This window comes from Hungatella sp. SL.1.14 (genome assembly GCF_024460495.1).
GTDB lineage: Bacteria > Bacillota > Clostridia > Lachnospirales > Lachnospiraceae > Hungatella > Hungatella hathewayi.
In genome coordinates this window covers 1-291 of record NZ_JANFYJ010000484.1, presented here as the reverse complement: position 1 = coordinate 291, position 291 = coordinate 1, and the positions used below count along the sequence as shown (strand labels likewise).

General features: G+C 47.8%; 1 protein-coding gene. It reads right to left on the bottom strand.

Annotated features, from left to right (window positions below; translation table 11 throughout):
• On the bottom strand, positions 1-238 hold a 238-nt coding region (locus tag NE473_RS31945; protein WP_256265714.1), incomplete at its 3' end, for a helix-turn-helix domain-containing protein.
• Positions 239-291 lie beyond the last annotated feature (53 nt).

Here is a 291-nt window from a genome sequence, read left to right as displayed (position 1 = left end):
CTGCAAGATCGGCGTTTGGGTGATTTTTTGTTTCGGACAGCTCCAGCAGGTAATCGGCGGTCACGCTGTAAAACTTCGCCAGCTTGATAAGGGCATAGTGGCTGATGTCCTTAAAATCCTCCGCTTCATAACTGCCCAGCGCAGACTTGGAGAGGTGGGTCTGCTCCGCAAGCTGTTCCAGCGTCAGCCCACGCTCTACACGCAGGTCTTTTAGGCGCTCTTGAATGGTTAAAACCATATTTTGTTCCTCATTATATTGCCGTTATCATATTTTCTAACTTAAATCTTTCG